At 62.7% G+C, this 571-nt stretch carries 1 protein-coding gene; it reads right to left on the reverse strand.

Going from position 1 to position 571, the window contains the following annotated elements; genetic code table 11:
- Positions 1 to 511, reverse strand: a 511-nt coding sequence (locus tag PKF00_RS44985) for a strawberry notch C-terminal domain-containing protein (protein WP_369011206.1), incomplete at its 3' end; no start/stop codon positions are given.
- Between the last annotated feature and the right edge of the window lie 60 nt (positions 512 to 571).

The following is a 571-nucleotide window of genomic DNA, read 5'->3' on the forward strand; positions in this document are numbered from 1 at the left end:
GCTGGGCAATTTCGCCCTCCAGGTTATCCAGCGGTGAGAAGAGCTGTTCACCGGCCGACCGGCGGTCGGCCTTGGTGAAGGCGCCGAGCGTTTCGAGGCGTTGGGAAATTGTTGACACGAACCGCTTCTGGCCAGCCAGGTCGGTACACAGGACCCGGAAGCGCGGCGCGCTGGCTTGATGGGTCCTGTGGGACCGTCCAAGGCCTTGGACGGCTTTGTCGGCCCGCCATCCGGCTTCAGCGAGATAGTGGACACGCCGTCTCTGGTTCTTGTGGTCGAGACTGGCGTGATAGGATCGGCCGGTTCCGCCGGCCGTGGAGAAAACGAGTGTGTCGGTCGCTCCGGACATGAAGCGGGAGGCTTCGAACATATTGGCGTTCGAACCGCGTACATCGATGTGTCGCCGGCCGTTCTCGTAGAGAAGGCGGCGGGTGCGGCCGGTACATTCAGACAGGCGATCGGGTCCGAAATGCGCCATAAGCTGATCGAGCACACCAAGGCATTCGGGCATGAGATGCAGCCGTTCAAGCAAGGCCGCTTTGGCGGCCGCGGCTTGAGGGCATTGCACAGT

Origin of the sequence: Streptosporangium carneum (assembly GCF_027922005.1) — a bacterium.
Taxonomy (GTDB): domain Bacteria; phylum Actinomycetota; class Actinomycetes; order Streptosporangiales; family Streptosporangiaceae; genus Streptosporangium; species Streptosporangium carneum.